We start from the raw sequence: 26,528 nt of genomic DNA, 5'->3' as shown, positions 1-26,528 counted from the left end.
CCCTTCCCGGTGTCTCCACACCGCAAAGCACTTCAAATGATAGAGCCAAGCCTCACGAGCAATTAGTATGGGTTAGCTGCACGCGTTGCCGCGCTTCCACACCCCACCTATCAACGTCCTGGTCTAGAACGACTCTTCAGCGCGGTTATACCGCAAGGGAAGTCTCATCTCCAGGCAGGTTTCGCGCTTAGATGCTTTCAGCGCTTATCCTTCCCGAACTTAGCTACCCGGCGATGCCACTGGCGTGACAACCGGTACACCAGAGGTTCGTCCACTCCGGTCCTCTCGTACTAGGAGCAGCCCCTGTCAAACTTCCAACGCCCACTGCAGATAGGGACCAAACTGTCTCACGACGTTTTAAACCCAGCTCACGTACCACTTTAAATGGCGAACAGCCATACCCTTGGGACCGACTACAGCCCCAGGATGTGATGAGCCGACATCGAGGTGCCAAACTCCGCCGTCGATATGAACTCTTGGGCGGAATCAGCCTGTTATCCCCGGAGTACCTTTTATCCGTTGAGCGATGGCCCTTCCATTCAGAACCACCGGATCACTATGTCCTGCTTTCGCACCTGCTCGACTTGTCGGTCTCGCAGTTAAGCTACCTTTTGCCATTGCACTATCAGTCCGATTTCCGACCGGACCTAGATAACCTTCGAACTCCTCCGTTACTCTTTGGGAGGAGACCGCCCCAGTCAAACTGCCTACCATGCACGGTCCCCGATCCGGTTTACGGACCTGGGTTAGAACCTCAAAGTCACCAGGGTGGTATTTCAAGGACGGCTCCACAGAAACTAGCGCCTCTGCTTCTAAGCCTCCCACCTATCCTACACAAGTGACTTCAAAGTCCAATGCAAAGCTACAGTAAAGGTTCACGGGGTCTTTCCGTCTAGCAGCGGGTAGATTGCATCTTCACAACCACTTCAACTTCGCTGAGTCTCGGGAGGAGACAGTGTGGCCATCGTTACGCCATTCGTGCGGGTCGGAACTTACCCGACAAGGAATTTCGCTACCTTAGGACCGTTATAGTTACGGCCGCCGTTTACTGGGGCTTCGATCCGATGCTCTCACATCTTCAATTAACCTTCCAGCACCGGGCAGGCGTCACACCCTATACGTCCACTTTCGTGTTTGCAGAGTGCTGTGTTTTTAATAAACAGTCGCAGCCACCGATTCTCTGCGACCCTCCAAAGCTTACGGAGTAAATCCTTCACCTCAGAGGGCATACCTTCTCCCGAAGTTACGGTATCAATTTGCCGAGTTCCTTCTCCCGAGTTCTCTCAAGCGCCTTAGAATTCTCATCCTGCCCACCTGTGTCGGTTTGCGGTACGGTTCGATTTAAGCTGGAGCTTAGTGGCTTTTCCTGGAAGCGTGGTATCAGTCACTTCGTATCCGTAGATACTCGTTATCGCTTCTCGGTGTTATGAAGAACCGGATTTGCCTAATTCTTCCACCTACTAGCTTGAACAAACTATTCCAACAGTTTGCTGACCTAACCTTCTCCGTCCCCACATCGCACTTAAATCAAGTACGGGAATATTAACCCGTTTCCCATCGACTACGCATCTCTGCCTCGCCTTAGGGGCCGACTCACCCTGCGCCGATGAACGTTGCGCAGGAAACCTTGGGCTTTCGGCGAGCGGGCTTTTCACCCGCTTTATCGCTACTCATGTCAACATTCGCACTTCTGATACCTCCAGCATTCCTTACGAAACGCCTTCTCAGGCCTACAGAACGCTCCCCTACCATGCACGCTTCATTAAAACAGCTAACCCCATCTACCATACTCGACTTTGATGGGCGCTTTCCGTCACTTTGCTCCGGCAAGCTGTTTTAATGAAGCATGCATCCGCAGCTTCGGTTATAGATTTGAGCCCCGTTACATCTTCCGCGCAGGATGACTCGACCAGTGAGCTGTTACGCTTTCTTTAAATGATGGCTGCTTCTAAGCCAACATCCTGGCTGTCTAAGCCTTCCCACTTCGTTTACCACTTAATCTATCATTTGGGACCTTAGCTGGCGGTCTGGGTTGTTTCCCTTTCGACAACGGACGTTAGCACCCGCTGTCTGTCTCCCATGATTGCACTTTCCGGTATTCTGAGTTTGCCATGGGTTGGTAAGTCGCAATGACCCCCTAGCCATAACAGTGCTTTACCCCCGGAAGTGATACATGAGGCACTACCTAAATAGTTTTCGGGGAGAACCAGCTATCTCCGAGTTTGTTTAGCCTTTCACCCCTATCCACAGCTCATCCCCGCATTTTGCAACATGCGTGGGTTCGGTCCTCCAGTACCTGTTACGGCACCTTCAACCTGGCCATGGATAGATCACTCGGTTTCGGGTCTACACCCAGCAACTATGACGCCCTATTAAGACTCGGTTTCCCTACGCCTCCCCTATCCGGTTAAGCTCGCTACTGAATGTAAGTCGTTGACCCATTATACAAAAGGTACGCAGTCACACAATAAAGTGCTCCCACTGTTTGTATGCATCAGGTTTCAGGTTCTATTTCACTCCCCTCCCGGGGTTCTTTTCGCCTTTCCCTCACGGTACTGGTTCACTATCGGTCGATGATGAGTATTTAGCCTTGGAGGATGGTCCCCCCATCTTCAGACAGGATTTCTCGTGTCCCGCCCTACTTGTCATATGCTTAGTACCACTGCCGGAATTTCGGATACAGGGCTATCACCCACTATGGCGGAAGTTTCCAATTCCTTCTCCTATCCCGACGGCTATCACATACAGGCTGCTCCGCGTTCGCTCGCCACTACTTGCGGAATCTCGGTTGATTTCTTTTCCTCCGGGTACTTAGATGGTTCAGTTCTCCGGGTTCGCTTCTCTAAGCTTATATATTCAGCTTAGGATACACATTGCTGTGTGGGTTCCCCCATTCGGACATCACCGGATCAAAGCTCTATTGCCAGCTCCCCGATGCTTTTCGCAGGCTTACACGTCCTTCGTCGCCTATCATCGCCAAGGCATCCACCTGATGCACTTATTCACTTGACTCTATCATTTGAAGCGCCTCTTTGACTTCGCCCGCGCTGCGTTGACTACAGCTGGGGCTTAAGGCCTCCACTCTGATAAAGCTTACTGCTTGTTGTGTCCGAACCCTGCCTTTTGCGTTTCAGGATTCGGTCGATACAATCATCACCCAAATTTCTGTATGACTTATCTTTAGGATAAGCCTTACTTCGTTTGTTTGTTGATTTCGGCTTGCCAATTTGTTAAAGATCGATGCGTTTTGACTTCGCAAATAAAAATAAACTACCGCTCAAAACTGCAACATGTAACAGCTTGCTCGCATATTTAGCATACTTTTATTTGGAAAGTATTGTGTGGTGGAGGCAAACGGGATCGAACCGATGACCCCCTGCTTGCAAAGCAGGTGCTCTACCAACTGAGCTATGCCCCCAGTACCTGGGCGGATCTGCTCCACTCTACGCCTACTGGTGGGTCTGGGAGGACTTGAACCTCCGACCCCACGCTTATCAAGCGTGTGCTCTAACCAGCTGAGCTACAAACCCAACATTCTCTTCGCATCTGTATCCGATTACCGATAGGTGTGGATGCTCTACCCCTACTTTTTCTCTAGAAAGGAGGTGATCCAGCCGCAGGTTCCCCTACGGCTACCTTGTTACGACTTCACCCCAGTCATGAAGCATACCGTGGCAAGCGAGCTCCTTGCGGTTACCCTACCTGCTTCTGGTATCCCCCACTCCCATGGTGTGACGGGCGGTGTGTACAAGACCCGGGAACGTATTCACCGCAGTATGCTGACCTGCGATTACTAGCGATTCCGACTTCATGCACTCGAGTTGCAGAGTGCAATCCGGACTACGATCGGTTTTCTGGGATTGGCTCCGCCTCGCGGCTTGGCTACCCTCTGTACCGACCATTGTATGACGTGTGAAGCCCTGGTCATAAGGGCCATGAGGACTTGACGTCATCCCCACCTTCCTCCGGTTTGTCACCGGCAGTCTCATTAGAGTGCCCAACTAAATGATGGCAACTAATGACAAGGGTTGCGCTCGTTGCGGGACTTAACCCAACATCTCACGACACGAGCTGACGACAGCCATGCAGCACCTGTGTTACGGCTCCCGAAGGCACCCCTCTATCTCTAAAGGGTTCCGTACATGTCAAAACCAGGTAAGGTTCTTCGCGTTGCATCGAATTAATCCACATCATCCACCGCTTGTGCGGGTCCCCGTCAATTCCTTTGAGTTTTAATCTTGCGACCGTACTCCCCAGGCGGTCGATTTCACGCGTTAGCTACGCTACTAAGCAATCAAGTTGCCCAACAGCTAATCGACATCGTTTAGGGCGTGGACTACCAGGGTATCTAATCCTGTTTGCTACCCACGCTTTCGAGCATGAACGTCAGTGTTATCCCAGGGGGCTGCCTTCGCCATCGGTATTCCTCCACATCTCTACGCATTTCACTGCTACACGTGGAATTCTACCCCCCTCTGACACACTCTAGCTATCCAGTTCAGAACGCAGTTCCCAGGTTGAGCCCGGGGATTTCACATCCTGCTTAAATAACCATCTGCGCTCGCTTTACGCCCAGTAATTCCGATTAACGCTCGCACCCTACGTATTACCGCGGCTGCTGGCACGTAGTTAGCCGGTGCTTATTCTTTCGGTACCGTCAGCAAAGGGTGGTATTAGCACCCTCCTTTTCTTCCCGAACAAAAGTACTTTACAACCCGAAGGCCTTCTTCATACACGCGGCATGGCTGGATCAGGGTTGCCCCCATTGTCCAAAATTCCCCACTGCTGCCTCCCGTAGGAGTCTGGGCCGTGTCTCAGTCCCAGTGTGGCGGATCGTCCTCTCAGACCCGCTACTGATCGTCGCCTTGGTAGGCCTTTACCCCACCAACTAGCTAATCAGTTATCGGCCGCTCGAATAACGCGAGGTCTTGCGATCCCCCGCTTTCTCCCTCAGGACGTATGCGGTATTAGCCAATCTTTCGATTGGTTATCCCCCATTACTCGGTACGTTCCGATATATTACTCACCCGTTCGCCACTCGCCGGCAGTAGTGCAAGCACTACCCCGCTGCCGTTCGACTTGCATGTGTAAAGCATGCCGCCAGCGTTCAATCTGAGCCAGGATCAAACTCTTATGTTCAATCTCTAACTTAATACTTCTGGTCTGCTTCAAAGAAATCGACAGAACAATGTTAAACATCGTCTTGTCTTCTTCTCAACAGTGCAGGTGTAAAACACCCACACTTATCGGTAATCTGATTGTTAAAGAGCTGCTGAACCGTAAAACCGACAACAAAACCGTGCCGTAAGGAACAGCGAAGATGCGGACTATACGCCTACCAAAATATTTTGTCAAATACCGGAAAACAAAATATCCACAAACAAAAACTAAATCACTAAGGTGAAATGAAATTTACCCGGCATAAATACAACTGACTACTGGCTACCTGAAAATCAAATCTGAAACCGGCCACCTTTAATCTGCGAAGCATTGCGCAATTTCGCTGCCAAACTATGATTACGTAACGCATGGGTAAGCGCCACGGCTAAACCGTCGGCCGCATCGGCTTGCGGCTTCCCTGATAACCTCAGCATCTGCACCACCATATGCTGCACTTGTTCCTTGGCTGCCTTACCCTGCCCCACCACCGCCTGTTTCACCTGCAAAGCCGTGTATTCATATACAGGCAACCCGCGCAGCACCAACGCTGCCACTGCTGCCCCGCGCGCCTGCCCCAGCATCAACGTGGCAGCGGGATTGACGTTCACAAACACCTGCTCCACCGCCGCTTGGTTCGGTCGATAAGTATCGATAATCTCGCCGATGTGCTGCACGATAATGCCGATTCGTCCGGCCAGCTCGTCGCCGGGAATGGTTTTGATGCGGCCGGATGCCACATAGCTCTGATTCTGCCCCAGCACATCAATAACGCCAAATCCCGTTACCCGGCTGCCCGGGTCGATGCCCAAAATCCGTATCGGCTTCCGCATAGTTTTTCCCTTTAAATTACTCAAACTGGTTTTCAGGTAGCCTCCGGCTTGCCAAGCAGGCTACCTGAAAACCGATTCGCCGCATTATTATAAGCCAAGTTTTCAGGTAGCCTGATATAAGCCAAGAGTCACACAGATTTGAAGTAGCCTACATAAAACGGTAAACTGCGAGCCGTTTCAATTCTTAAATTACGACTCCATCGCACCGATGAAGCCAGCATTCGACATCAAATCCGCCCGTCTCGACGCGCTCGCCATCCAGCTCAATACCGCCGAGCTGGCGACCATCCGACAAACCCTCACCGAGCGCGCCGCACAATACCGCGAGCTCAGCGATATGCCGCTGCTGCTTGACGTGCAGGCATTCGACTCGCCGGACAACCTAGATTTAGACAGCCTGCTCGGTCTGTTTGCCGAGCACAGCCTACCCATCGGCACCCTGCGCCATCACGACGAGCAATGGCAGGCTGCCGCCCGCGCCCATCACTTAGCCTTTTGCAGCGATAACGCCAATGGTGAAGAACACAAAAGGCTACCTGAAAACACGCAACACGAAACGCCCAACATACCGCCCGCTCCTGCCGTGCGCCAAACCCTTGTGGTGGAGAAACCTATCCGCACCGGTCAGCAGGTGTATGCCGAAAATGCCGACCTTATCGTGTTGGGCTTAGTGAACGAAGGAGCCGAAGTGATTGCCGATGGCCATATTCATATTTACGCTCCCCTGCGCGGTCGTGCCTTAGCAGGTGCCGGCGGCGATCAAAATGCCCGTATTTTTGCCCAATCGATGCAGGCCGAGCTGGTATCCATCGCCGGCATCTACCGCACTTTCGACCAACAGCTGCCGCCGCACCTCCACCGTCAGGCCGTGCAGATATATTTGCAAAAAGAGCGGCTGTCCATCGCCGCCCTCAACAAGATTATTTGAAACAACTTTATTTAGCTACACAATACAAACGGCGGCAAACCATTTTCAGGTAGCCTTCTTCAGGTAGCCCGCCAAACGTAACAACCCATTTCAACAAAACAGATTCACATAAGGGAAAGGATCATAACCGTGGCAAAAATTATTGTAGTAACCTCCGGTAAAGGCGGTGTGGGCAAAACCACCACCAGCGCCAGCATCGCCAGCGGCCTGGCTCTAAAAGGACACAAAACCGCCGTTATCGATTTCGACGTCGGCCTGCGCAACCTTGACCTCATCATGGGCTGCGAACGCCGTGTGGTGTACGACTTAATCAACGTTATCCAAAACGAAGCCTCGCTGCGCCAAGCGTTGATTAAAGACAAGCACTGCGACAACCTGTTCATTCTACCCGCCTCACAAACCCGCGACAAAGACGCGCTCACTCGCGAAGGCGTGGAACACGTGCTCACCGAGCTCACCGAAAAAATGGACTTCGAATTTGTGATTTGCGATTCGCCCGCCGGCATCGAAACCGGCGCACTGATGGCACTGTATTTTGCCGATGAAGCCATCGTTACCACCAACCCCGAAGTATCCAGCGTGCGCGATTCCGACCGCATTTTGGGCATTTTGCAGAGCAAGAGCCGCCATGCCGAAAAAGGCGAGCAAGTGAAAGAACACCTGTTGATTACCCGCTACAATCCCGATCGTGTAGAAAGCGGCGAAATGCTTTCGGTAAAAGACATCGAAGACGTACTGCGCATCCCGCTCTTGGGTGTGATTCCCGAATCGCAAAACGTGCTGCAAGCCTCCAACGTTGGCCTGCCTGTGATCCATCAAGAAGGCGTACCTGCCGCCGAAGCCTATAAAGACGTGGTGGCCCGCCTACTGGGCGAAAACCGGCCAATGCGTTTTTTGGAAGCAGAGAGAAAAGGCTTCCTGCAACGCCTGTTCGGAGGGTAAGCCATGTCATTGATTGATATATTGTTCGGCAAAAAGCCCAAATCCGCCAGCATCGCCCGCGACCGCCTACAAATCATCATTGCACAGGAGCGCGTGAAATCCCAAGCACCGGACTACCTGCCCACCCTACAGAAAGAGCTGTTGGGGGTATTATCGAAATACGTGCACGTTTCCCTCGACGATATCCGTATCTCACAGGAAACACAAAACGGTGTGGACGTGCTGGAGCTCAACATCATCCTGCCTGACTTCCAACGCAAAAGCGAAGAAGGCTAAGCCATGACCCTGACCGAATTGCGCTATATTGTGGCCGTTGCACAAGAACGCCACTTCGGCCGCGCCGCCCAACGCTGCTTCGTCAGCCAGCCCACCCTCTCCATCGCCATTAAAAAGTTGGAGGAAGAACTCTCGGTTTCGCTATTCGACCGCAGTAGCAACGAAGTCAGACCCACCGAAACCGGCGAGCGCATCATCACCCAGGCGCACCGTGTTTTGGAAGAAGCCGACCGTATCAAACATCTGGCCGCCTCCGAGCAAAATGAGCTGGCTGGCGTGTTCAAGTTGGGGCTGATTTTTACCGTGGCTCCCTATCTTTTGCCGCGTCTGATTTTATCGCTGCGCAAAGTGGCACCCGATATGCCCCTGATGCTGGAAGAGCACCACACCGCCAACCTCACCGATTCCCTGAAAAAAGGTGAATTGGACGCCATCGTGGTGGCCGAGCCCTTCCAAGAGCCCGGTATCATCACCGAGCCGCTTTATAGCGAACCGTTTTTCGTTATCGTGCCGAAGGAGCACGAATTTGAAGAGCTCGATGCCATATCTGTGCAGCAGCTGACAGAACAGCAAGTGCTGCTGCTCAGCGAAGGTAACTGCATGCGCGACCAAGTTTTAGAAAGCTGTAGCAAATTGGCCTCCCGCCAGCGCATTCTCGGCCTGGCCAACACCCTACAAGGCAGCTCCATCAACACCATCCGCCACATGGTGGCCAGCGGCCTGGGCATCAGCGTGCTGCCCTCCAGCGCCCTCACCGATAACGACCACTTGCTGTTTTCCATCATCCCCTTCGAACCGCCAGTGCCCAGTCGCCGCATCGTATTGGCCTCGCGCCGCAACTTCATACGCCCCCAAGCCCTGCAGGCGCTGCGCCAGGCCATCCTGAAATCCCAGCTCACCGGTGTGCGTTTTGCCGAAGCCTAGCCGGTTTAGCAGAGGCTACCTGAAATCGTCCGATTAGTTTTCAGGTAGCCTTAAAACGGCTGGCAAGCAGTGAACCATAATGCCTGATGAAGCAAAGTGCTTCAGCCATGCCTTTAAAGATGAAAAGGCTACCTGAAATCCCCACAACCATTTTTCAGGTAGCCTTTAGCTTTGTTTTGTTTAATCGGCAAACCAAGTACAATACCGCCATTATTTTTCCAACTTTCCCACACAACCATGCTCACCTTCCAACAAATCATCTTCAAACTGCAAAACTACTGGGCCGCCCAAGGCTGCACCCTGCTCCAGCCGCTCGATATGGAAGTTGGCGCCGGCACATCCCACCCCGCCACCTGCCTGCGCGCGCTCGGCCCCGAACCGTGGTTTGCCGCCTATGTTCAACCCAGCCGCCGCCCCAAAGACGGCCGCTACGGTAACAACCCCAACCGCCTGCAGCACTATTACCAATTCCAAGTCGCCCTCAAACCCGCCCCGGCCAATATCCAAGACCTCTATCTCGATTCCCTGTGCGAATTGGGCATCGACCCCAAAGTGCACGACATCCGCTTTGTGGAAGACGACTGGGAAAACCCCACCCTCGGCGCATGGGGTTTAGGCTGGGAAGTCTGGCTCAACGGCATGGAAGTCACCCAGTTCACCTACTTCCAACAAGTCGGCGGCATCGACTGCACCCCCGTGCTAGGCGAAATCACCTACGGCATCGAACGCCTGGCGATGTACCTGCAAGGCGTAGAAAACGTTTATGACCTCGTTTGGGCAAAAACGCTGGACGGCAACACCATAACTTACGGCGACGTGTACCACCAAAACGAAGTCGAACAATCCACCTACAACTTCGAATACAGCGATGCCGACTGGCTGCTGCGCCAATTCAACGACTACGAAGCGCAAGCCAAACGCCTGTTGGCCGTGGAAGACACCAGCCTTGCCCTCCCTGCCTACGAACTCGTCCTCAAAGCCGGCCACACCTTCAACCTCTTAGACGCACGCGGCGCTATTTCCGTCACCGAACGTGCCACCTACATTGGCCGCATCCGTGCGCTGAGCCGCACCGTGGCGCAGAAATATGTGGAAAGTCGTGAGAAACTGGGCTTCCCGCTGATTAAAAACAAGGCGCAAGCAGCCTGAAAATGCTAGAATTCTCACCAATCTAACAAACAAGTGCCGCCTGCCTCCTGATCAAAAGCCCAGCACTATCTACAGCAACGGCAGGCTACCTGAAACCAAACGACACGCTGCAATGAACACCCAAACCCTTTTAATCGAACTCCTCACCGAAGAACTCCCCCCCAAGGCTCTGAACCATCTTGGCAACCACTTCGCCGCTTCTATTGCCGAAGGCTTGGAAAAAGCGCAACTGATTGACGACGCGGCCGAATACACTGCCTACGCATCGCCACGCCGTTTGGCTGTTCAAATCAAAAACGTAAAAGCCGTTCAAGCCGACCAGAAAATCGTGAAAAAAGGCCCTGCCGTGGCAAATGCCATGAAAGACGGTACACCAACTAAGGCTTTGGAAGGTTTTGCGCGCGGTGCAGGGGCAAAAATCGAAGACTTGACCATCGTCCACGACGGCAAGCAGGATGTGTACGCCTACGAATACGTCCAAACCGGCAAACCGTTGAGTGAACTCTTGGAAGACATTATCAATCAAGCCGTTAAGAAACTGCCGATTCCAAAAGTGATGCGTTGGGGCAGCAGCACGTTTACCTTCGTGCGCCCTGTTCACGGGTTGATTGTGCTGCACGGCGGCAACATCGTGAACGTCAGCGTTTTGGGTCTGCAAAGTGGCCATCAAACCTTGGGGCACCGCTTCCTTTCCAACGGCGAAATCATAATTGAAAATGCCGACAACTACGCCGCACAAATGCTTGAGCAAGGCAAAGTCGTTGCTTCGTTTGCCGAGCGCAAGGCCGCGATTCAGACGGCCTTGAACGAACAAGCAGGCTACCTGAAAGCCACCGTAGCCGCCGATGAAGCCCTGCTGGACGAAATTACCGCGCTGGTCGAATACCCCGTTGTTTTGGAAGCCAGTTTTGAAGAACATTTCCTTGCCGTGCCGCAAGAATGCCTGATTCTGACCATGCAGCAAAACCAAAAATACTTCCCGCTGCTCGACCAAAACGGCAAGCTGATGAACCGCTTTCTGTTGGTCTCCAACCTGCAAACCGAAGACCCGTCTCACATCATCCAAGGCAACGAACGCGTTTTGCGCGCGCGCCTGTCTGATGCCGAGTTCTTCTACAAACAAGACCAAAAAGCGACTTTGGAAAGCCGCCTGCCCAAGCTGGCAAACGTGGTGTATCACAACAAAATCGGCTCGCAAGCCGAACGCATCGAACGCCTGCAAAACATCGCCGCCCACATCGCCAAGGCTTTGGGCGCGGATGCCGCCGCAGCCGAACGCGCCGCGCGTTTGGCAAAAGCCGACTTGGTTACCGAAATGGTTGGCGAGTTCCCCGAACTGCAAGGCACGATGGGTAAATACTATGCCCGCTTGGACGGCGAAACCGAAGAAATCGTCGATGCCATCGAGCAGCACTATCAACCGCGTTTTGCCGGCGATAGGCTACCTGAAAGCAAAACCGCCACCGCCGTAGCGCTGGCCGACAAGCTGGAAACCTTGGTCGGCATTTGGGGTATCGGTTTGATCCCGACCGGCGACAAAGACCCCTACGCCCTGCGCCGCGCCGCTTTGGGCATTCTGCGGATGCTGATGCAGTATGGTTTGGACGTGAACGAGCTGATTCAGACGACCTTCGACAGCTTCCCCAAAGGTTTGCTCAACGAGAAAACGCCGTCTGAAACCGCCGACTTCATGCAAGCGCGCCTTGCCATATTGCTGCAAAACGACTATCCGCAAGACATCGTTGCTGCCGTACTTGCCAAACAGCCGCGCCGTTTGGACGATTTGACTGCCAAACTACAAGCCGTCGCCGCGTTCAAACAACTGCCCGAAGCCACTGCGCTCGCCGCCGCCAACAAACGGGTACAAAACTTGCTGAAAAAAGCTGATGCCTCGCTGGGAGAAGTCGATAAAAGCCTGCTGAAACAGGCCGAAGAAAAAGCCCTGTACGTCGCCACTCACGGCTTGCAACCGAAAATTACCGCCGCCATTGCCGAAGGCAATTTCCAGACGGCCTTATCCGAACTAGCCTCTGTCAAGCCGCAAGTCGATGCTTTCTTCGACGGCGTGATGGTAATGACGAAAGACCCCGCCGTAAAACAAAACCGCCTGAAACTGCTGAACCGCTTGGCAGAGCAGATGAACGCGGTGGCGGATATTGCTGTGTTGAGCGAGTAGCTAAATTTACCTGAAATATCAAGCATTTTATTACTAATCTCAACTTTAATACTTGGAAATAATTTTATGAAGCATATTCACCGCCCGTTACCATTCGTGCTGACATCTACAAATACCGGAACAATGATCGTGAATCACCAAGATTATGCCTATGATCAACAAGGTAATTGTTATGGAGTAGGATATCAATATCTCAGCCAAGGTAGTTTCGACCCTTCCGAAATCGAACTAGTTCTGAACCTACTGAATTTACGTAAGAATTATCATGGCGAAGGAGTGGTTGCACTAGATTGTGGTGCGAATATAGGTGCACATACCATTGCCTGGGGCATAGAAATGACAGGATGGGGTAACGTTATTTCTTTTGAAGCTCAAGAACGTATTTATTATGCCTTAGCAGGAAACATAGCTTTAAATAACTGTTTCAATGTAAAAGCCATTCACGCTGCTTTAGGTAATACCAAAATACTACCAGATCCATCTACCCACTTCTTGGATATACCAGTTCCTGACTATACCAAACATGCATCGTTTGGTAGCTTAGAACTACGCCCTTCTGACCATAATGAGTTTATTGGCCAACAAATAGACTATCAGAAGCATACACAAAAAGTACCATTGCTATCTATTGACACTTTAGATTTGTCACGAATTGACTTAATCAAAATGGATGTGGAAGGAATGGAAATAGAAGTGTTAAATGGCGCAACAGATAGCATTAAAAAAAATAGACCCGTTATGTTGGTCGAAATCTTAAAATCTGGCGGAGATAAAATAGTTGATTTTTTCCAAAGCCTTGGATACACATTCTTCACCAAAGATATCAACCTATTAGCCATTCATAAAAGTGACCCAATCTTAGATCACCTTAAGGTAGGGCATAGTGAATACCGCTTACTTTCCAAACGGCTATGGCAAAAAAAAGAACATTCTGAAGCCTTACACTATTATGCAATATATCTGAAACAGCGAATAAATAAGGATAATGAGCTTACAGATGTCCATTTATTTCATCCTGACGTAGACAAGCCAAACTTTTAAACAATTTATCTTAATTAACGGCTTATAATTATATGAAATTATCCAAAGTGATTATTGCTTATTTATTTGGGAGAAAAAAGAAGTGCAACAACTTTGATTTGAATAATATATCATCAATTCTAATTCGCCCATTTGGTTTTGCCTTAGGTGACAGCCTGATACATCTCGCTTTTGCAGAACAATTAAGGAGTATATATCCAAATCTAAAGTTAGGTATTATGGCTGGACGAAACCGAGATTTATTTATAGCAAGTAATCTCTTTGATACAATTATTCCTTGTAATTTTCTTGAATATACGAAAAATCATAAAAAATGGCAGTTACTATTAGACTTCAGAGAAACATACAATACCCCTGATTTAATCGCTGATAAAATCTTATCTCCTGAGACGACAATAATTTTCTCTAAACAAGATAAAGAATACTATAATCGCGAGACAATTTCTAATTATGATTTCTGCTGCCCGTTTGATCCAAATAGTCATGTCGTAAATCATCTTCAGACTTCTATATTTGGTCAATATTTCGACTTACCGAGAATTATTCCGAAATTAACAATTCCACACGTGGAAATAGATAAAGTGTCGCCTATTTGGGATAGGCTATTTACCCTACCTGCCAATCTTGGCAAAACTTTAAATATACTGCTAGCCCCTCAAGGGAATGCTCAATTGAAAAAACAAGTTCCCCCCTCAGAGTTAGCACAACTACTTAACGAAAGTCTTCCCGCATCCTCCAGAATCAGGGTATTAATGGGATACACAATTGGTAGCAAAGAATATTTCCAAACTCTCAAGGAATTATGCCGTTATGACATACTATTAGGTCTATCACCACCCACTACTTTAAAAGAATATTTAGCTTTATCAGCATCAGCAGATATTATCATTGGCGTAGATAGTGGAACTGTCCATCTAGCGTGTGCATTACAAAAACCATTATTAAGCTTCTATGCACGACATAATATAGATACTTGGTATCCATTATCAAATCCAAACACTCCTCACTTGATGATTACCGCCTCTCAAAACAATAACAACCCAGTAGCTACTGAAAATTTCCCTATTGAGTTGGCAGTAAAATGGTTATCCCAACAAATTTCGTAATGTCGGTTGGTTGTATAATAAAGATCAAAATGTCACTTAAATATAAGTTAAAATTATGGAATTATAAGCGTAAATTTACCTACAAGAAGGCAAAAATTTTCTTCTATTACTTACCTTTATTAGCTATCGACACAATATTTGCAAGAAAACCTGTATCCAACTTACCCAAAAAAGGCAATATATTATTAATATTCAATAATGTAATTGGTGACACTGTAGTCTGTACTGGCCTGCTTAGAAACTTAGTAGAATTAGGTTATGAAGTTTCTGTTTCATCACGAAAACAATCTTTGGATTTATTAAAATATAACCCTTATATAAAAGAAACCTTTCTTTACAATGATAACAAACTAACAAATTTCTTTTACTCCTTATTATTACTTAGAAAAAAGAATTTTGATTTAGCCATCGAAGTACGCATTGCGAGAAAACCATCCTATAAAGACTTACTTTATCATGCATTGATAAAATCACCAATATTAATTGGTTGTAATAAGGATATGTTTAAAACTTTTAATGTAACTATCCCTTGCAAATTGCAACAAGTACATGTAATCGAACCTTTAAGAAGAATATTAGATATATTTGGTAAAAATATAACTTATAGAGACATGTCTTATGACTTATTTTTTTCTCAAGCTGAAGAGGACTATGTTGCAAGCCAAGTATCTGAGAAAAATTTCATAATATTTAATCCACTTGGTAGTAAAAACACGCACTGTTTATCCCCAAAACAAGCTCAATGCATATACGATCAACTGAATATCTTAGGGTATAAAATCTTTATTACTGGAGAAAAAGAAAAACTAAGCATACTAGGATTTAGCGAAAGCATTATTTTTCAATCTAGAAATATTATTGATATAATTCCTTTGGTGAAGAAAGCAAAGTTAATTGTTAGTGTTGACACATCAATTATTCACATTGCAACCACTTTCAATAAGAATACCATCGCCATTTACCCACACTCATCCAAAGTTCATATACCAAGCCCTCCACAGAGCGAATTAGATCTAATAAAATACAACTACTGGCTATATTACACCCAAATGGAATATGGTTTATATGGCATACCAGTTAACAAAATATCTAACTTCTTCTCTATTAGCACGGTTTTCTGGCATCCAAATAACCCAAACAGCATACAAATTGTTGTGGACTATGACTATATATCCAAAGCTAGCTCAATAGATTTAACTTATCGCATCAATGAAGCCATCGACTCTTTAGAAGTGTTCTAGTAATTCATTACCATTAACATTATGAACATTCCATTTTCAAAAAAAATTATTATCCGACTGTTTGGTCAAAAGCGACACTCTATTGGATTTGATTTTAATAATATAAAATCCATCCTAATCCGCCCATTAGGGGATGCTGTCGGCGATGCAATTATCAATCTAGCTTATGCCAAGCAATTAAAAAACATTTACTCAAATATCCAATTGGGCGTACTGGTTACTAATAGAAATAAAAATATTTTTTCCAACTCTCCATTAATAGATAAAACGATAGATAGAACTCCTATCAACTATCTTAGGCAGCGAAAAAAATGGGATTTACTCCTAGACTTTGGTGAATGCCTGGATAGTAGAAGCATTACTGCTTCATCTATTCTTTCTCCTCGTGCTATTATGATTTTTAAAAAACGGGCACGTAAATATTACTCTATGCAAAATGTTCATAACTATGACTTTTACTGTCCCTACAATCCAAAGGATCACGTAGTTCGACATTTACATACATCATCTTTCTCCCAATACTTCTCTATCCCAGAGGCTATCCCAGAATTAAAAATCCATCTAACTGAACAAATTTCTGGGAAATTCTGGCAATGTGATACCGAAAAGAAGATTCGTATATTTTTAGCACCGCAGGGTAGCGTTCCTTTTAAATGCTTGCCAGAAAAAGAGTTATCAGAGTTACTGAACTTGTTCAATAAAAATTATTTTAGCCAAGCTAAATTTATTGTATGCAACACTAAAAACTCAGAAGAATATTTTAAAAAATTAAAACTATTATGTACTTCTGACATTGATTTATCACTTGCTCCAAAGACCTCACTAGAAGAATATATTGCGCTAACAGCATCATCTGATATTGTTATTGGGGTAGATAGTGGCACCGTGCATTTAGCGTGTGCCCTGAAAAAACCTCTTCTAAGTTTTTATGTTGACCATAATATAAATACATGGGGCCCACTGCATCACAAAGATGTTCCCCATTTTATGGCAGTTTCCCACTCTGAGGAATGTTTTTCAGAAAGTGAGGAAATTAGCTGGCAACATCGTGGAGATTTCCCTATTGCAAAAGCTGCAAACTGGTTAAACCAACAAATCACCACCATTTTGGAGCAACAAAATGCATAAACCCATCGCATTAAGTACCCACAAATTCGCCACTGGTGGTGGAATAGAAAGTTATACGATTGATTTGGCAAAGCAGCTTTCAAATGATGGAAAAAAAGTTACGGTTTATGCCTCGAAATTTGATCATAGCTTACCGGAATACTCCAAAATTCAACCGGTATTAATTAATCAAAAACATACTCTGAAAAAACTGCGGCCATTTTTCTTTACCAGACAGCTAAATAAAATTCATCACACTGATGAATATCTGATTGCCTGCAACCCTTCTGATTATGCCGATATTTATATTTGTGGTGGGACTCATTTAGGCTACCTGAAAGCCATGGAGCAATCGCCAAACTTGATTGACAAATTGGCTGTATATCGGAATCGTACCAATTATACCACTGCAAAATCCATTATGGCGCACTCAGAAATGATGCGTCAGGAGCTGATTAATCTATATAATATTCCGGCACAAAAAATCCAAACAATCCACCCGCCTGCCGATACAAGCCGCTTCATCCGCCATTCAGAAGGAATTGCCTCTATCCGGCAACAATATGGGTGGAAAGATGAGGACGTTATTTTCCTATTCCCGTCCACAGGCCATAAACGCAAAGGATTAGATTTATTGGCAGATTATTTTAAAACCACTACCTTGCCCATCCGGCTTGCCGTTGCCGGGTCACCGCTTCCTTATCCGATTGCAAACGTGCAGGAGTTAGGCTTTTGCAAAAATATGCCAGATCTTTACCGCGCCGCTGATTACACCATCATGGCCTCGCTATATGAGCCTTTCGGCTTAGTGGGCGTGGAATCAGTGTTATGTGGCACTCGAGTTGTTTTATCGGAAAATATAGCATGCTGCGAAGTTATGAATAACGAGGCAGGCTTCTTCTTCTCGCGGGAAGATAAGCACAGTTTGGATCAAGCTATTCGCCAAGCTGTTGCTCTTAAACAGCAAGGCCGACATAAAATCGACAACCCACTAGCAGCTTTAACTTACAATCCTACTCTCGAGTATCATATAACCAAGCTCTATGCCATGCTGGAAGCGCTGGAACATAGTTAGAACACTCCAGGTATCTGCTTTATGCACCTCCTCATCACCGGCGGTGCCGGCTTTATCGGCTCGGCAGTTATCCGCCATATCATCCGTCACACTCGAGATTCTGTTATCAACCTCGACAAGCTCACCTACGCAGGCAACCTCGAATCCTTGGCAGAAGTTTCAGGTAGCCCCCGTTATACCTTTGAGCAAATTGATATTTGCAACCGTACCGAGCTCGACCACGTATTTGCCCAATATCAGCCCGACGCGGTGATGCACCTGGCAGCAGAAAGCCATGTGGATAGGAGCATAGACAGTGCTGGTGAATTTATCCAAACCAATATTGTCGGCACCTTTAACCTGCTTGAAGCTGCCCGTGCCTATTGGCAAAGGCTACCTGAAAACCGTCGCTCAGTATTCCGTTTCCATCATATCTCCACCGATGAGGTGTATGGCGACCTGCATGGCACGGATAATCTATTCACCGAAACCACGCCCTACGCCCCGTCTAGCCCCTATTCCGCCAGCAAAGCCTCCAGCGACCATCTTGTACGCGCCTGGCAGCGCACCTACGGCCTGCCCACCATCATCACCAACTGTTCCAACAACTACGGCCCCTACCACTTCCCTGAAAAACTCATTCCGCTGATGATTCTGAATGCCCTAGCCGGTAAACCATTGCCTGTTTACGGCAACGGACAGCAAATCCGCGATTGGCTCTTTGTGGAAGACCATGCCCGCGCGCTGTATCAAGTCATTACCCAAGGCAAAATCGGCGAGAGCTACAATATCGGCGGCCACAACGAGAAAACCAATCTCGAAGTAGTACAAACTATCTGTACCTTACTGGAAGAACTGGCGCCCGAAAAACCCGTTGGCGTGTCGCGTTATACCGACCTAATTACCTTTGTGCCCGACCGCCCAGGCCATGACCTGCGCTATGCCATCGATGCCGCCAAAATCGGCCGCGAGCTGAGCTGGCAGCCACAGGAAACCTTTGAATCCGGTATGCGCAAAACCGTACAATGGTACCTGGATAACAAAATTTGGTGGCAACGCATCCTCGATGGTCGTTACCGTTTAGAGCGGCTTGGCCACTTATCAACCCCATAATTCGGAGATCCTATTGAGCATCCGTAATAGCATACTGCTCAGCTTCCTTGCCCTCGGCCTCGCTCTATCCGGCAATGTGGAAGCCAAAACCCACCCCCACCGCGCACCCGCTGCCACCCAGCAGCAGCAACGCGCCGACGGCAGCAGCCAAGAGCGCGCTGTGGTTATCCACGAAAACGACACCCCGCGCGGCATTGCCGCCGAAAATCGCTGGATTGCCCAAAACATGCCAGGCTACCGTAAAATTGGCCAAGCCCTGATTCAAAGCCAAAACGGCATTTACGACCGCATCAGCGTAGTCGGCCCTCATGGTGAGCGCAAAGAAGTATTCTTTGAAATCAGCGAATTCTTCGGCCGCTACAACGGCAAACTGCTGGGTGCAGAGTAAACATATTAACTAAATAGACAACAGGCTAGGTTAAAGCATGAAAGGCATCATCCTCGCCGGAGGTTCCGGCACACGGTTGTATCCCATCACGCGCGACATATCCAAACAACTCATGCCCGTATACGACAAACCGATGATTTACTACCCCCTATCGGTGTTAATGCTCGCCGGCATCCGCGACATCCTCATCATCACCACCCCCGAAGACAACGCCACCTTCCGCCGCCTGCTTGGCAACGGCAGCGACTTCGGCATCCGCCTGCAATACGCCGTACAACCCAGCCCAGACGGCCTTGCCCAAGCCTTCATCATTGGCGAAGAATTTATCGGCAGCGACAACGTCTGTCTCGTATTGGGCGACAATATCTTCTACGGCCAATCCTTCACCCAAACCCTGCAGCAAGCCGCCGCCCAAACCCACGGCGCCACGGTATTCGCCTACCAAGTGAAAGACCCCGAGCGCTTTGGCGTGGTCGAATTCGACCAGCACCTCAAAGCCCTATCTATCGAAGAAAAACCCGCACAACCCAAATCCAACTGGGCAGTAACCGGCCTCTATTTCTACGACAAACGCGTGGTCGAATTCGCCAAACAAATCAAGCCATCCGCACGCGGTGAACTCGAAATTTCCGACCTCAACCAACTCTATCTCGAAGATGGCAGCCTTTCCGTGCAACTGCTCGGCCGCGGCTTTGCCTGGCTCGATACCGGCACACACGAAAGCCTGCACGAAGCCGCCTCATTTGTGCGCACCATCCAAAACGTGCAAGCCCTTCAGGTAGCCTGCCTCGAAGAAATTGCCTGGCGCAACGGCTGGCTTTCCAACGAACAATTAGCCGGTTTGGCCAAACCCATGGCCAAAAACCAATACGGCCAATACCTGCTGCGGCTGCTAGAAAAATAACCTCACTCTGCTTACCAATCATGAAACCAATCCTCCTTATCTTCCTGCTCGCCGCCCCTCTGGCCCGCGCCGACATCTCTTTTATCCGCCCCATGAGCCCGGCCGAATGCAAACAAGCCGTTATCGACAGCATGGAAATGTTTGTAGACAGCCGCTACTGCGAAAAAGGCGACACCGAACAAATCCGCCGCCAAGCCATGATCGGCTGGTATGCTATTGGCAAGCTCAACAGCAAATCCGACAATGAAGAATTCAACCGCTGCGCCCTTACTCCAGAGCAACGCCAAGAACTCTCCGACTTAACCAAGCACTACGAAGCCATCATGCGCAGCCCTGAGCGCCTGCAACAATTCTGTACGCCTGACAACCGCGCCCGCATCGCACCGCTCTACCCCCGCTATATGCACCTGCTGCAAGAAATGGAAGACATCCGCAACCGGCGTAGCGAACATCCGTAACCCCTTTTCAGGTAGCCCCATGTGCCAAGCCCTACTCCTTGCCACCATGCCCGCTACCGCCCAAACTTAAAACAACGGCTGGACACATTTCCGCCTCACCAACACCGAAGGCAAACCCATCAGCTTCTACAGCAACACCCAAGTGCTGAGCCAGCTCAACCACAGGAAATAACCCAGGCTACCTGAAACCACCAACTACCAAAGTACCCCATCATGAACATCCTCCCCACCGCCATCCCCGAAGTCAAACTCCTCCAGCCCCAAGTCCACGGCGACGAGCGCGGCTTCTTTATGGAAACCTTCCGCGACAACTGGTTTCGCGAACACATCGCCCCGCGCATCTTCGTGCAGGAAAACCACTCCAAATCCGGCCAAGGCGTTTTGCGCGGCCTGCACTACCAAACCGAAAACACCCAAGGCAAACTCGTGCGCGTGATTGCCGGCGAAGTGTTCGACGTGGCCGTCGATCTGCGCAGCAATTCCCCCCCCCTTTTGGCCGATGGGCCGGTGCCGTCCTCTCCGCCGAAAACAAACACCAGCCCTGGGTGCCCGAAGGCTTCGCCCACGGCTTCTATGTATTGAGTGAAGAGGCCGAATTCGTTTACAAATGCACCGACTACTACAACCCCAAAGCCGAACACTCCCTGCTGTGGAACGACCCCGCAGTCGGCATCGAATGGCCGCTGCAAGGCGAGCCCAAGCTCTCGCCCAAAGACCTCGCCGGCAAACCGCTGAACCAAGCCGTATTGTTTGATTAAACATCCCAATTTCAGGTAGCCCCATGAAACTCCTCATCACCGGCCACCATGGCCAAGTTGGCCAAGCCCTCATCCAGCAGGCCGCCGCCCACAATTTTCAGGTAGCTGCTTACGACCGCAGCGAGCTCGACATCGCCAACCGTGCCGCCGTATTGCAGGCCGTTGAGCGCGAGCAGCCCGACGTGATCATCAACGCCGCCGCCTACACCGCCGTGGACAAAGCCGAAAGCGAGCCGGCCACTGCCTATGCCGCCAACGCCGAAGGGGCCGAAAACCTCGCCCGCGCCGCCCACGCCGCAGGCGCCGCCATCCTGCATATTTCCACCGACTACGTTTTCAACGGCCGCACCGATCGCCCCTACCTCGAAACTGACGCCCCCGATCCCCAAACCATATACGGCCGAAGCAAACTGACCGGCGAACAAGCTGTGCAGGCTGCCTGCCCGCGCCACATCATCCTGCGCACCGCCTGGGTGTTTGGCGAACACGGCCACAACTTCGTGAAAACCATGCTCCGCCTCGGCCGCGAACGCGACAGCCTAGGCGTCGTGGCCGACCAAAGCGGCGCCCCCACCTATGCCGGCCACATCGCCGCCGCCCTGCTGCACATCGCCGGGCGCACCCAAACCGAAAACTGCCCCTACGGCCTCTACCACTTTTCAGGTAGCCCCTACACCACCTGGCACAGCTTTGCCGCCGAAATCTTCCGCCGCGCTGCCGAGCAAGGCATCCTGCCCCGCGTGCCCGAACTGCGCGCCATCACCACCGCCAACTATCCCACCCCTGCCCGCCGCCCCGCCGACTCCCGCCTCGACTGCCGCAAAATCCACACCGCCTTCGGCATAGCCCCCAGCGATTGGCAAAGCGTACTGGGCAATCTGGCCGATTATCTTTAAAGCATCCAAAAATTTTGGCTTCGCAGAAATTCGCGTCGCTCATTTTCAGGTAGCCTATTATTCCAACTGCCTCAGTGTTTAGCGGGTAATGTTTTTATCCGCCAATTCTTTACGCAGTTTTTTGGTAACCGCCATCATCACTTCAAGCTGTTCCAAGGTTTCTTTCCAGCCGCGGGTTTTCAGGCCGCAGTCGGGGTTGACCCACAGGCGCTCTACGGGCACCACTTCCATGGCTTTGCGCAGCAGGCGTTCCACTTCGGCTTCAGTGGGTACGCGCGGGCTGTGGATGTCGTACACGCCGGGGCCGATGTCGTTCGGGTATTTGAAGTCGCTGAACGCGGTGAGCAATTCTATGTCGGAACGTGAAGTTTCAATGGTAATCACGTCTGCATCCATGCTGGCGATGGCGGGCAGGATGTCGTTGAACCCGGAATAGCACATATGGGTGTGGATTTGGGTGCCGTCTTCCGCGCCGGTGCTGCTCAAGCGAAAGACTTCGCAAGCCCAGGCCAGGTATTCGTCCCACTGTGCTTTTTTCAGCGGCATGGCTTCGCGGATGGCGGGCTCGTCGATCTGGATCACCTTGATGCCGGCTTTTTCCAAATCCAGCACTTCATCGTTCAGCGCCAATGCGATTTGCTTGGCCACTACGCTCAGCGGCACGTCGTCGCGCACAAACGACCATTTAAACATGGTTACCGGGCCGGTGAGCATGCCTTTCATCGGGCGTTTGGTGAGGCTTTGCGCGTAGGTGGACCAATAAACGGTCATCGGATTGGGGCGGGACACGTCGCCGAAGATGATGGGCGGTTTCACGCAGCGGCTGCCGTAGCTCTGCACCCAGCCGAACTGGCTGAAGCAGTAGCCGGCCAGCTGTTCGCCGAAGTATTCCACCATGTCGTTGCGCTCGGCTTCGCCGTGTACGGGCACATCCAGCTCCAATTTTTCTTGGATTTCCACGCAGTAGGCGATTTCTTTCTTCATCGCGGCATCGTAGTCAGCAGCGGGGAGCTCGCCTTTCTTAAACGCGGCGCGCTTGGCGGATTTCGGTGGTTTGTGGGAAGGAGCCGATGGTGGTGGTGGGCAGCACGGGCAGTTTCATCCATTTCTGCTGTGCCTTAATGCGCTGGGCAAACGGTGATTTACGTTGGTCGGCACCTTTAGGCAGGTCGGCCACGCGTTTTTGCACGGCTGCGTTGTGGATTTTCTTGTTGGTAGCGCGGTCGGCGGCAGCGGCATCGGATTCAGCCAAGGCAGCCTGAACAGCAGCTTTGCCATGTGCCAAAGCCTGTTTCACCACGCCCAATTCCACCAGTTTCTGTGCGGCAAAGGCCATCCAAGATTTGATTTTGCCGTCCAGTTTTTCTTCCACGGCCAAGTCTTGCGGGCTGTGCAGCAGCGAGTAGGGGGGGGGGCAATCCACAAGTTGTTGCCGAATTTGGCTTTCACGGGCTCGAGCGTGTCGATTACCTTGTTCAGGTTAGCGCGCCATACGTTGCGGCCGTCAATCAGGCCGACAGACAGTACGCGGTTGTCCGGCCAGCCGTCGGCAAACACGGAGAGCTGCTCTGGTGCGCGCACGCAGTCGATGTGCACGCCGTGTACGGGCAGGGATTTCAGCAGGTTTAAGTGTTCGGCCACGGAAGCGAAATAAGTACCGATAACGATGCGCACACCGGTGTTGGCCAGCTCCTGATACACGGGGGCGAATGCGTCCAGCCACACTTGTGAAGCTTCGGCAGCCAAAATCGGCTCGTCAATCTGAATCCAATCCACGCCTTCGGCAGCCAGCTCGCGCAAGAGTTGTGCGTAAGCAGGCAGCAGTTTGGGCAGCAGCAGTTTGGGCAGCAGCAGTTTGGGCAGCAGCAGTTTGGGCAGCAGCAGTTTGGCTACGCGGCAGCCGAAGTCTTCTTTTTTCTTGCCCAGCCAAGCCAGCGTAACCGGGCCCACCAGCGTGGGCTTGATGTCGTGGCCTTGCGCTTTGGCTTCTTTGATTTGGGCAATCAGGTTTTTGGCGTTTACCTTAAATTCAGTGTCGGCAGACCATTCGGGCACGATGAAGTGGTAGTTGGTGTCGAACCATTTGGTCATTTCCATGGCAAACTGGGTGGCGTTGCCGCGTGCCAGCTGGAAGTATTCCGGCAGGGTTAGTTTGGCTGCGTCGAAGCCGAAACGAGAGGGAATACCGCCCAGAATGCACAGTAAATCCGCATCAATAGCTTTGGGGGTGGCCCAGTTGATGCGATAAATGTCGACCGCTACAGCTTAAATCTCAGCCTCGCATTTCACACCCTTCCAAAAGGCTTCAACGGCAAATTTCAGCTCACGCTTCGCGCCGATGCGCGGATAACCGGAGAGGTGGAATGTGTTCATAAAAACTCCTTCAATGGTTTGCAAAACAGAAAATGTTTAGGAAATAAGTAAAATTTCTCAGGAGGCGAGTTTGCGGCAGGATAAGGCAAGTTGCAAGCGATAAATTTGCTGCTTTGCATGAATGAAATTAATACAAACAGCAAAGCCAGCCCGAATAAATTTTATTTAATTTTAAGAAAAATATTATTTTTCAAGATATTGAATAAAACTCTAAGACTCTACATCCTTCTCTTCTTTCCACCTCGCCCTGTCTTTATAAATAAATTTTTAATGGATAGAAGAAAAAAGTCTAAGCTGAATAAGTTCAGGTAGCCTTACATCACACCCAAAAGGCTACCTGAAACGAGGTTTCCATAGGAAGCAGAGTTTCTGCGCAGCTAAAACACAGCCACGCCCTACCCTCAAAGCCACTTCGGCCACAGTTCGCGGCTTCTCGGGTTGGCAAAAAACGGCTGCAACAGGCGTTGCAACTGCGGCAGGTAGGGAGTGGCGGCGGGGTCGTGGCAAACGGCGGCGCGGTAATATAGGGCGAAGATTTCGGCCTGCTGTTCCATATTGAGCCGGTTTAAGTGCGGCACGGTATCGAGCATGGGCAGGCGGTAGGCGCGATTTTTCAGGTAGCCCAAACGCAGGGCCAGCAAACTGCCGCCAAGCCACACGGGGAAGCCGTTTTGATGCTGCCAAACGTGCGTCAGCTCGTGCACCAGCCAGGCGCGTTCGATAAAGGGGCGCTTGGCGAAATCGGGGCAGAAGCGGTTGGCGGGGAAGTAAACATGGCCGAAGGGGGCGATGGCAATATTGCGGGTAGGCAGCCACCACGCGCCGCCGTGCAGGCGGATGCGTTCATAACGCAGCCCTCTGCCAAACACGCTGCGGGCGAGTTTGGTTTCGGCGGGGTGAGCGGGCGGGAACGTGGGGGCATGGGTGGTTTATCAATCAATAGGGGAAGAGGCTACCTGAAAATTGCTGGCCATATGGAAACAATAGCTTACAGTTTAACTATGCAGCAACTCGGCTTGCTTCACTTCGTTGCAGCCTCGGCCTGCTCCGCAGAAACTCAGCTTCCTACGGAAGCCTCGTTTTGACTTCATTGAAGCTGTGCTTTCAGGTAGCCTTAAATAGTGAAACAACGCGGCTCAGTGTTTACGACTGTAGTTTTCGATGTCCTCGCACACGGTGGCAAGGAAGTCGAGGTATTTTGGGTCTTCGCCTGCCCACAGCTCCTCTTCGCCCAGCGCGTAGGCGCGGATGAGCTCGTCGGCGGCGCGCTCGAAGTTGCCTAATTCAAATTGCGCCTGGCCGAGCCGCAGATGCAAAAAGGGGTTGCCGATGGCGTTTGGGCAGTGCATGGCGTGGCTGAGGGCATCGCGGGCGGCTTCGTGGCTGCCGCGCAAAAATTCGGTGTCGCCCACGGCGGCCAGTATCCAAGTGGCGGCTTCCCATTCGGTTTGCGGCTCGGGCAGCAAATCCCATGCCTGCCAAAAACGTTCGATGGCTTCGGCATAGCGTTCCGCATCGGCCAGCTCGTCGCCTTGTTCGCACAGTGCGGTGATTTGCTCGTAGGTATGGTCATTCAGTTCGGCCATGGCAGGCTCCTTCTTTAGAGATGCTGCGCATTATACAGGCTACCTGAAAGCCTTTATTCCTTCCTTTCAGGTAGCCTCTCCCCCTTGGACGCGTGATAATATGCGCCGTCTTTTTTTA

Annotated in this window: 19 protein-coding genes, 2 tRNA genes, 2 rRNA genes and 2 pseudogenes; 17 read left to right on the top strand and 8 right to left on the bottom strand. The window is 50.4% G+C overall.

Going from position 1 to position 26,528, the window contains the following annotated elements; genetic code table 11:
* Nucleotides 1–41: 41 nt before the first annotated feature.
* The 5 genes from EZJ17_RS02645 to ruvC form a co-directional block, all read right to left on the bottom strand.
* A 23S ribosomal RNA gene (locus tag EZJ17_RS02645) occupies nt 42–3,012 on the bottom strand.
* A gap of 330 nt (nt 3,013–3,342) precedes the next feature.
* Nucleotides 3,343–3,418, bottom strand: a tRNA-Ala gene (locus EZJ17_RS02640).
* 35 nt (nt 3,419–3,453) lie between these two features.
* Nucleotides 3,454–3,530 (bottom strand) — tRNA-Ile (locus EZJ17_RS02635).
* A gap of 68 nt (nt 3,531–3,598) precedes the next feature.
* A 16S ribosomal RNA gene (locus EZJ17_RS02630) occupies nt 3,599–5,139 on the bottom strand.
* The 16S and 23S rRNA genes sit together here with 2 tRNA genes alongside, the layout of an rRNA operon.
* Before the next feature lie 314 nt (nt 5,140–5,453).
* The gene (gene ruvC, locus EZJ17_RS02625; protein ID WP_067441723.1) at nt 5,454–5,990 is read right to left on the bottom strand and encodes a crossover junction endodeoxyribonuclease RuvC; all 537 of its coding nucleotides are present in this window, start codon (nt 5,988–5,990) and stop codon (nt 5,454–5,456) included.
* Nucleotides 5,991–6,198: 208 nt separating this feature from the next.
* Here ruvC and minC point away from each other — a divergent pair, with 208 nt between their 5' ends.
* The 17 genes and pseudogenes from minC to rfbD all read left to right on the top strand — a co-directional run bounded on the left by minC (nt 6,199) and on the right by rfbD (nt 22,451).
* The gene (gene minC / locus EZJ17_RS02620; protein ID WP_067441720.1) at nt 6,199–6,918 is read left to right on the top strand and encodes a septum site-determining protein MinC; all 720 of its coding nucleotides are present in this window, start codon (nt 6,199–6,201) and stop codon (nt 6,916–6,918) included.
* A 129-nt stretch (nt 6,919–7,047) separates the two neighbouring features.
* Entirely contained in the window at nt 7,048–7,860 is an 813-nt protein-coding gene (gene minD, locus EZJ17_RS02615; RefSeq protein WP_067441717.1) for a septum site-determining protein MinD, read from the top strand.
* 3 nt (nt 7,861–7,863) lie between these two features.
* Nucleotides 7,864–8,136 carry a cell division topological specificity factor MinE gene (gene minE / locus EZJ17_RS02610; protein WP_067441713.1) on the top strand — a complete coding sequence of 91 codons (273 nt, stop codon included), beginning with the start codon at nt 7,864–7,866 and terminating at the stop codon, nt 8,134–8,136.
* Nucleotides 8,137–8,139: 3 nt separating this feature from the next.
* On the top strand, nt 8,140–9,060 hold the full coding sequence (locus EZJ17_RS02605) for a hydrogen peroxide-inducible genes activator (protein WP_067441710.1): 921 nt from the start codon (nt 8,140–8,142) through the stop codon (nt 9,058–9,060).
* Between the two features lie 237 nt (nt 9,061–9,297).
* Nucleotides 9,298–10,209, top strand: a complete 912-nt coding sequence (gene glyQ / locus EZJ17_RS02600) for a glycine--tRNA ligase subunit alpha (RefSeq protein ID WP_067441707.1) — start codon at nt 9,298–9,300, stop codon at nt 10,207–10,209.
* Nucleotides 10,210–10,321: 112 nt separating this feature from the next.
* Nucleotides 10,322–12,385, top strand: coding sequence for a glycine--tRNA ligase subunit beta (glyS, locus tag EZJ17_RS02595; protein WP_067441705.1), 2,064 nt, complete (start codon nt 10,322–10,324; stop codon nt 12,383–12,385).
* 129 nt (nt 12,386–12,514) lie between these two features.
* Nucleotides 12,515–13,426 (top strand): FkbM family methyltransferase, encoded by a 912-nt coding sequence (locus EZJ17_RS02590; protein ID WP_197474140.1) that lies wholly within the window; start codon nt 12,515–12,517, stop codon nt 13,424–13,426.
* 32 nt (nt 13,427–13,458) lie between these two features.
* Nucleotides 13,459–14,532, top strand: a complete 1,074-nt coding sequence (locus tag EZJ17_RS02585; RefSeq protein WP_082886537.1) for a glycosyltransferase family 9 protein — start codon at nt 13,459–13,461, stop codon at nt 14,530–14,532.
* Between the two features lie 29 nt (nt 14,533–14,561).
* Nucleotides 14,562–15,773, top strand: a complete 1,212-nt coding sequence (locus EZJ17_RS02580; RefSeq protein ID WP_167508165.1) for a glycosyltransferase family 9 protein — start codon at nt 14,562–14,564, stop codon at nt 15,771–15,773.
* A gap of 21 nt (nt 15,774–15,794) precedes the next feature.
* Nucleotides 15,795–16,901, top strand: coding sequence for a glycosyltransferase family 9 protein (locus EZJ17_RS02575; protein WP_067441695.1), 1,107 nt, complete (start codon nt 15,795–15,797; stop codon nt 16,899–16,901).
* Nucleotides 16,894–17,955, top strand: coding sequence for a glycosyltransferase family 4 protein (locus EZJ17_RS02570; protein ID WP_067441692.1), 1,062 nt, complete (start codon nt 16,894–16,896; stop codon nt 17,953–17,955). The genes EZJ17_RS02575 and EZJ17_RS02570 overlap by 8 nt, the downstream gene beginning before the upstream one ends.
* A gap of 21 nt (nt 17,956–17,976) precedes the next feature.
* Complete coding sequence (gene rfbB, locus EZJ17_RS02565) at nt 17,977–19,047, top strand: dTDP-glucose 4,6-dehydratase (RefSeq protein ID WP_067441689.1); 1,071 nt, start codon at nt 17,977–17,979, stop codon at nt 19,045–19,047.
* Nucleotides 19,048–19,060: 13 nt separating this feature from the next.
* Complete coding sequence (locus tag EZJ17_RS02560; RefSeq protein WP_082888167.1) at nt 19,061–19,435, top strand: hypothetical protein; 375 nt, start codon at nt 19,061–19,063, stop codon at nt 19,433–19,435.
* Nucleotides 19,436–19,472: 37 nt separating this feature from the next.
* Nucleotides 19,473–20,339 carry a glucose-1-phosphate thymidylyltransferase RfbA gene (rfbA, locus tag EZJ17_RS02555; RefSeq protein WP_067441682.1) on the top strand — a complete coding sequence of 289 codons (867 nt, stop codon included), beginning with the start codon at nt 19,473–19,475 and terminating at the stop codon, nt 20,337–20,339.
* A gap of 20 nt (nt 20,340–20,359) precedes the next feature.
* Nucleotides 20,360–20,797 carry a hypothetical protein gene (locus EZJ17_RS02550; RefSeq protein ID WP_067441680.1) on the top strand — a complete coding sequence of 146 codons (438 nt, stop codon included), beginning with the start codon at nt 20,360–20,362 and terminating at the stop codon, nt 20,795–20,797.
* A gap of 213 nt (nt 20,798–21,010) precedes the next feature.
* Nucleotides 21,011–21,555 (top strand): annotated as a pseudogene (gene rfbC / locus EZJ17_RS02545) (dTDP-4-dehydrorhamnose 3,5-epimerase).
* A gap of 23 nt (nt 21,556–21,578) precedes the next feature.
* Complete coding sequence (gene rfbD / locus EZJ17_RS02540; RefSeq protein ID WP_067441677.1) at nt 21,579–22,451, top strand: dTDP-4-dehydrorhamnose reductase; 873 nt, start codon at nt 21,579–21,581, stop codon at nt 22,449–22,451.
* Nucleotides 22,452–22,529: 78 nt separating this feature from the next.
* Here rfbD and metE read toward each other — a convergent pair.
* The 3 genes and pseudogenes from metE to EZJ17_RS02525 all read right to left on the bottom strand — a co-directional run bounded on the left by metE (nt 22,530) and on the right by EZJ17_RS02525 (nt 26,410).
* Nucleotides 22,530–24,824: pseudogene (gene metE, locus EZJ17_RS02535) on the bottom strand (5-methyltetrahydropteroyltriglutamate--homocysteine S-methyltransferase).
* A gap of 401 nt (nt 24,825–25,225) precedes the next feature.
* Nucleotides 25,226–25,693 (bottom strand): type IV secretion protein Rhs, encoded by a 468-nt coding sequence (locus EZJ17_RS02530; protein ID WP_151086079.1) that lies wholly within the window; start codon nt 25,691–25,693, stop codon nt 25,226–25,228.
* Nucleotides 25,694–25,960: 267 nt separating this feature from the next.
* Complete coding sequence (locus EZJ17_RS02525) at nt 25,961–26,410, bottom strand: hypothetical protein (RefSeq protein ID WP_067443967.1); 450 nt, start codon at nt 26,408–26,410, stop codon at nt 25,961–25,963.
* Nucleotides 26,411–26,528 lie beyond the last annotated feature (118 nt).

The sequence above is a fragment of the Eikenella exigua genome (assembly GCF_008805035.1).
Taxonomy (GTDB): domain Bacteria; phylum Pseudomonadota; class Gammaproteobacteria; order Burkholderiales; family Neisseriaceae; genus Eikenella; species Eikenella exigua.
The sequence above is the reverse complement of the archived record's forward strand: the minus strand, read 5'-3'. Positions and strand labels throughout refer to the sequence as shown.